Annotated in this window: 6 protein-coding genes; all 6 read right to left on the bottom strand. The window is 61.5% G+C overall.

Features of this window, described 5'->3' with window-relative positions:
- Positions 1–711 precede the first annotated feature (711 nt).
- Positions 712–1,062, bottom strand: coding sequence for a hypothetical protein (locus ACSF9G_RS23575; protein WP_436644513.1), 351 nt, complete (start codon positions 1,060–1,062; stop codon positions 712–714).
- A gap of 218 nt (positions 1,063–1,280) precedes the next feature.
- Positions 1,281–1,556: a phage protein Gp36 family protein gene (locus tag ACSF9G_RS23570; RefSeq protein ID WP_436644512.1), complete on the bottom strand. Its 276-nt coding sequence runs from the start codon at positions 1,554–1,556 to the stop codon at positions 1,281–1,283.
- A gap of 345 nt (positions 1,557–1,901) precedes the next feature.
- Complete coding sequence (locus ACSF9G_RS23565; protein ID WP_436644511.1) at positions 1,902–2,048, bottom strand: hypothetical protein; 147 nt, start codon at positions 2,046–2,048, stop codon at positions 1,902–1,904.
- A 279-nt stretch (positions 2,049–2,327) separates the two neighbouring features.
- The gene (locus tag ACSF9G_RS23560) at positions 2,328–3,299 is read right to left on the bottom strand and encodes an alpha/beta hydrolase (protein WP_436644510.1); all 972 of its coding nucleotides are present in this window, start codon (positions 3,297–3,299) and stop codon (positions 2,328–2,330) included.
- A gap of 3 nt (positions 3,300–3,302) precedes the next feature.
- Positions 3,303–4,667, bottom strand: coding sequence for an acyl-CoA dehydrogenase family protein (locus ACSF9G_RS23555; RefSeq protein WP_436644509.1), 1,365 nt, complete (start codon positions 4,665–4,667; stop codon positions 3,303–3,305).
- Positions 4,668–4,943: 276 nt separating this feature from the next.
- Positions 4,944–6,350, bottom strand: a complete 1,407-nt coding sequence (locus ACSF9G_RS23550; RefSeq protein WP_436644508.1) for a tetratricopeptide repeat protein — start codon at positions 6,348–6,350, stop codon at positions 4,944–4,946.
- Positions 6,351–6,363: the final 13 nt, after the last annotated feature.

The raw sequence follows: 6,363 nt of genomic DNA, 5'->3' as shown, positions 1-6,363 counted from the left end.
CGCCACCCGCTACGAGAAACATGACGAGAACTACCTCGCCCTCGTCAAACTCGCTTCAATCCGACTGTGGATCAGATTTTATGAGTCCGCGTCCTAGCCAAACCGCGAGGTCGTTTTCGGTAGAAAGGGGCCGGGAGGTATAGTCTTTGTGACCGCTGCAAAAACAATACAGGTAGTTGGTACGCGCCCAGCTATATAGATATGGCGCATCAAGGAATGACCATTGCCTAAACTAGACTTTGCGAAAAACAGTTGCCAACTGTATTGCAGATTCGGCAACTGCCTGTTTTAAGCAGATTGTAACAATGTTCATGAGCGTTTACGGGCCTAAATTGCGTGAAAATAACATTTATTTAGAAAACCCCATGCTTAATAAACACACCCGTAAAATGCATAATTATATAAATTTATGTATATTTAATGGATTTAGGGAACTCAATAGTAAGTCGAGGCCTTGGTGTTTTCTGAAATGACTAACTTAGATTCGCGCAATGGTTGTATTTTGCAGAAACTTCGTTTCCTCCATTTGGATGTATTATGACTTTCAGTTCCGGCGCGCCTGAAACACGAATTCAAAATATAGGTTACTTCTTAAATTTCGACTATCATGAAAAAGCGGACCTATTCATGAATCTTCCTGTTTTGCCAATTTGTACATACTTTCCGGGTGATTTCCGGAGTCTAAACGAAATAATTGAAGAAAGAAGAGGCCTAGCCTAGGCCCCACTTGCCGCCAACCTCGCACCATAGCTTGCCGGCGATCTCGCTGCTTAGTGACCACACCGTGATGATGATCCTTGTCCCGTTCGGTGCTCCGGCTTCCTTGGCGTAGTTGCAAATATCGATTGCCGCCGGACCGTTATTGACGAAGGCATCCGGAAATTTCACAGCAACCCAAAAGCTGCCCGGCTGGCCCCATGCAGCCTCACGGTACATCTGAGTCGCCATTGCGTGCTCAATTACGGCCTTCTCCCAGTTTTTGGTGGGCTCGTATTCAATCGGCAGAATGCCAGCGGAAGCCGGGAAAACGAAAGCGAGCAGGATCAGCAGAGCGTAGCGCAAATTGAGCCTCCAACTTCAGCGATGAGATAACATCACCCAGCGCCGCGACCGAGAAAAGCCCAAATGCGATAGCGTGGCGCCGGATACACGCCCGCAGATCAGAATACGATCGGCACGGAGTTGAGCCCCTGCGGCTCCGGCTCGCCTGCAGCGGGCTCGGGCAAGCCCAGCGCGGCCTTGCCGGCGGCGATATCGCGAAGCAGGCGGATCGCGTCGTCTTAGCGCTTGCGGTGCTCTTCCGTGCGCCGCGGCGCGTTGAGGCACATGCGATAGATCGCGATGTCGATCGCGGCCTGTTTCAGCGGCGGCGGGACGGGATCGATCGGCAGCGAGTAGCGATCCGATACATAGGCGTCGATCTCGGCGGAAGCGTTTTCGAGCGCAACGTCGAATTTCTCCCATTCGACAGACGCGATGTCGTCGGCGTCGGCCGCGAGTACGACCACATCTTCGCCGTACACGGCCATCACGTCGTCGCCGGTCGCGTAGACCATCAGGCGGCCGCCTTCCCGCCCTTCGGCTTGGGCGTGGCAGGGACGGGCTCGTAACCCTTCCGCCTAAGCAGGAAGTCGAGATTGGTGCCGCGCTCAACAATCACGCGGTCGTGGCCTTTCTGAAGCCAAATCGTCGCCTTTGATCCCTCCGTTGAATTGGCCGCCCGACCTGAAGGCCCACAGGCCGGGCGGCAATGTCGCGGCTGTGCCGCGTACCCCGCCGCCCGACGAAAGGAGGGATCCGCGCGGGGTGACGGGGTTTTCTTGATGGCCGGCACTCGCCGTCTTATCCGACACCGCGATATAGCCTTTCGGCTCCCCGCGACCGAAGTCTCACCAGCCCGATCAGGCCGGAATCAAATGGCTGCCATAAGTGATCGCCGGCGACGCGCCGCCGACGGTTGCCTTGCAGGAGACCGCCGCCGCGTCCGCGCCGAGCTTGGCAATCTGGCTCTGATCGATCGCCAGCACATAAACGCCGGCCTCGGCCACAGGGACGCACGCGATCCGGCGGATCGTCGCGCCGCCGCGAGGTCGAGCGGTAGGCGGTAGAGGCCAACGCGCTCGACCCGGCCTTGCGGCCAACACGGGAAATCGTCTCCATCCGACGCACAAGCCGGTCGGCGTCATTGCGCGTCTTGTGGAGGCGTTCATCCCATTACTGAACACAACCCATGATCAGCGGACAGGGGGTCCCTTCACTCGGACAGGTCCAGGCCTCGGGGGGGGGAAGCGCTCGCCGCTGGCTGGGCGGGCGCCCCGAAGAGGGCGTCAGAGGCCGAGCTTGGGTTTTATCCAAGCCGCCTGATCGGCGATCGCCTTGTCCGCCTCGGGCGTGGTCCCGGCGAGGAAGTGGAAGACGTGCTGCATCTCGGGGAAAATGTCGAGCTTGGCCTCGCCCCCCGCCGCTTCGACTTTCGCGACAAATCTGCGCGCGTCGTCGAGCAGTGTCTCGTCCCCGCCAACTTGCACGAAGAAGGGCGGCAGGCCGGCAAGATCGGCATAAAGCGGGGTGGCCAGCGGATCCTTGCGGTCGCCATTCTCACCCAGGAATGTCGCTGACATGTGCTCAATCACCGCGCGTTTGACGAAATGGTCCTTCGCCTCGTTCGTCGTAACCGTCTCGCCGGTAATCTCCATGTCCGTCCAGGGCGAGATCGGCATCGAGGCGGCCGGCAGCGGCAGCCCCTTGTCGCGGGCGGCCAGAACGGTGGTAATCGCGAGCGCACCGCCCGCGCTGTCGCCGGTGAAGGCGATATGCTTGGCCTCAAGCCCCTGGTCCAACATCCATTCATACGCGCGGACGCAATCGTTCACCGGCGTCGGATGCGGATGCTCGGGCGATCGCCTGTAATCGACGATCAGCGCCGGGCAGCCTACCGCCTTGGCGATGTGGCCGAACATCTTGCGGTGCGAGTACATCGACCCCACCATATAGCCGCCGCCATGGGTGCATAGCAGCGCGCGCGTCTCGTTGCCGCCTTTCGGCTTGGCCCACATGCAGCGCACGCCGTTTGCGTCGACCTCGATGTAGTCGACGCCTTCGGGCTCCCCGGTCACGTCGCCCCAATGCTCGAACATGCGCCGCGTTTCCTCCACGGTCATGTCCGGGTTCTCAGCCATGGTCGATACCCATGACTTGTACATCTCGCCGAGAACGGCGCTCTCCTTGCTTGCCATGATCGTTTTCCTCCAATGTCTGGCTAAGCGGGCCGAAATTCGGGCCGGCCCGATCCCGGTCACCAGTTAAGCGTCGCCGGCCCAGTTGAACGGGCCGAACAGGCCTTGCGCCATGTCCATCCGGTCGCGCTCGGCGCCACCGAGCCACATCTGCACGATCTTGTAGTCGCGCATGTATTTCTCGATGTGGCTTTCGTATGCATAGCCGGCCGAGCCCATGAGCTGCATGGCGCGGTTGGTCACCATCATCGCGGTGTCCCCGGCGAAGGAGCGTGCGGCGGAGAACTTCGCCTTCATCTGCGCTTCCCACGGCATGCCGTAGATTTCGGGTTGGGTGACCTGGGCGGTGACGGAGAGGTAGTATTGGCGGCTCATCTCGATCGACCGCCACATCTCGGCCAGCGTCGCGGCGAAAAGCGAGCGCTCTCGCATTGGCTTGCCGGCGATGATGCGGTTCTGGGTCCAGTCCATGCAGGTCTCCAACACCGCCTCTGACAGGCCGGTGAGCCGAGCCGCGCCGGCAAGTCGGCCAAGCCCGATGACATAGCCCTTGATCAGCTTCGAACCCTGACCGGCTTCGGTGTCGATCCGGTAGCGCTTGGGGATGCGGACGTCCTTGAACCAGATATCGGTATTGGCTTCGGAATAGCAGAACCCCATCTTCTCGTAAGGCTGGGAGAATTCGAGGCCCTCGGCATCTGATGGCACGTAGAAGATGCCGACATTGTCCTCGCCGCCGCCGGCCCGGGTTATGGCGCAGACCCAATAGCCGAGATGGCCCTTGAGGTGCTCGGACTGGAAGTTTTCGGCCGGGCCGGCCGGGCCGGGCCAGAGCTTGTGGCCATTCAGCACGTAATCGTCGCCGTCCTCGCGGGCGATGGTGTTCATCGTCTTATAGGCCAGCGCCGGGTCCTCGACATTGGCGCCGCCGGCGGGTTCGGTGATGGCGAAACAAGCAGTCCAGGCATCGGGGCCGGTGATCCGCGGCGCGAATTCCTCAAGCAGGTCGTCCCGCCCGGCCGCAACCATGACCGAGATGGCCCAATGGAGTTTGCCTACCTTGGTGGCGAGGCCGATATCGGCGCGCGACAGCTCTTCGTTGATCATCTGGCGCACCACCGGCGAGAGGCCGGGGCCCCCATGCTTGGCCGGCAGGATTGCCTTGGTCACGCCGAAGTCGTGCAGTTTGGCGTAAAGCCGGTGAATGGTCGCCTTGGCGAGTTTCGGATCGCGATGCCAGCCGCCTTCAATGTCGTGACGATGGGGCATCAACTCGGAATCGACGAATTCACGGAAGTGTTCGGCAATGGCGATCTCTTCCTCGGTGCAGAAGGCGAGGTTGTACTTCTGTCGCGGGTCCAGCAGCCGGTATCCGCCGCGGCCGTTGAGCCCCGGATTGTGCATTCTTTCGAGCATTGCGACCTTGTTCATGATCTTCTCCGTTCGCATCCCGCGGGACGAGGCGGGCAGCCCCATCGGGGGGCCGCGGCGCCAGGTGTTCCGGCCGGCCTTGCGTAGGCGTTTTCCATTTCCTGATTGCAATTATTGAGTGTTAGACACTGGCTCTCAAACGATTTTCATTCGTCTAGAGTGAGTATTTCTCATTCATTCCCAACTCTGCGAGCGGTCCGAGCGGAAGCGTGAAGAGACCCGCGCTGCCCCGTCTTGGGGCAACGCGGGTGCAAGGCTCAGAGGCGTTGGTGTAGCCTATCCGGCAGGGACGGCGGCGGCCTGATAGCGGATGCGCGCGGCGCGCAGGGCGTCGTCCCGATCGCTGTTTTCCAGAGCGGCGAGATAGCGCTGCCAGTTCCAACCGTCGCGCTGGCGGCTGTGCGACCGGGCCCCGTAAAATGCGACCGCATCGGCACCGTAAGGTTCGGATTGCTCCAACGCATCGGCGGCGATCTCCCAAAAGAGGTCGCGTTGGGCGTGGCTACCGCCGATCGCCTGCACCCGGTCCAGGAGCGCCGCGAGCGTGCCCCAGCTCTGCTCGGCGCGGCCTTCGCGATAGTTCAGGACGGCCTGCGCCAGCTCGGCACCGACGTCGCGGTAGCAGACCGCATTGCCTTCGTCGCTGTCGGCGCCGTAGCGATGCATCGCCTCAGTCAGCGCCCGGGCGCGGGCGCGGTGACCCGGATCGGGGCTGCTTGCGAGCGCCAGCACGACATGGGTGTCAACAAAGGGCATCATCAGGTCGTCGCCACGGCTCTCGACCTTGGTCGCGACCGCGGCCCAGCGGTCACCGACATCCACGCCGCCGAGTTCGATCCGGAGCAAAAGGGAGGCGTCGTTGCATAGGTCGAGATCCTCGGTCGCCTCCGGGTCGAACACGTCCGCGTCGAAAGCCTCCAGAGCCGCCTCGGGGTCGCCCGCCTCGTAGTGAAACAGCGCCCGATGCCAGGCTACGTGGTAGCGGAAATTATTTACCGGTTTCCAATTTCGCTCCATCTCCGTCAGGCAGCGCACGCCGGTGTCGAAGCGTTCGGTTGCCTCGTAGACATGGGCGAGAGCGTGAATGCCCCAGGGGTCGTCGGGATTGCGATCGAGAGCATCTCGCACCACCCGTTCCGCCCGCACATAGTCGCCGCTTTCCTCGAGCCCGAAAGCATACATGCTGCGAAGGAAGGAATACTCGGCATCCTTCGGTGTCCAAAAGTCCAGCGCGCGAGCTACTCCGTCGCGGATGTTGCGCGAATGGCCGGTGTAGAAATGGCCGAAATGGGCCATCTTCAGCGCCAGTACGTCGCGCGGATGGTTGCGGGCAATTTCGTCCCATAGCCGTGTGGCCCCGGGCAGGGATCCGCCGGCCCAAGCGCGCAGCGCGGCCAGGTGCATCCGCTCGCGCGGCTCCAGCCCTTCCGGGTCCTCAAGCCCTGCCGCCGCCTCGTCGAGCGCTCGCGTCGCCAGAGCGCGGGTGCCCATGAACATCAGGAAATAGCCGCGCAGGCAATGCGCCATCGCCATGCCGGGGCAGGACCGCATCAGCGTCTTCAGATGCGTACCCGTCTCGCATCCGAACGCCAGATAACTGCGCACGACCCGATCGAACAACTCCGGCGCTTCGGGAGAAGGGCAGGTGAACGTCAGGCCGTGGCCGTTCTTTGCCTTGATCATCGCTTCCTTTTCC

This window comes from Microbaculum mangrovi (genome assembly GCF_051390635.1).
In the GTDB taxonomy this organism is placed as follows: domain Bacteria; phylum Pseudomonadota; class Alphaproteobacteria; order Rhizobiales; family Tepidamorphaceae; genus Microbaculum.
Note: the sequence above shows the minus strand (reverse complement) of the source record. Positions and strands in the feature narration are given on the sequence as shown.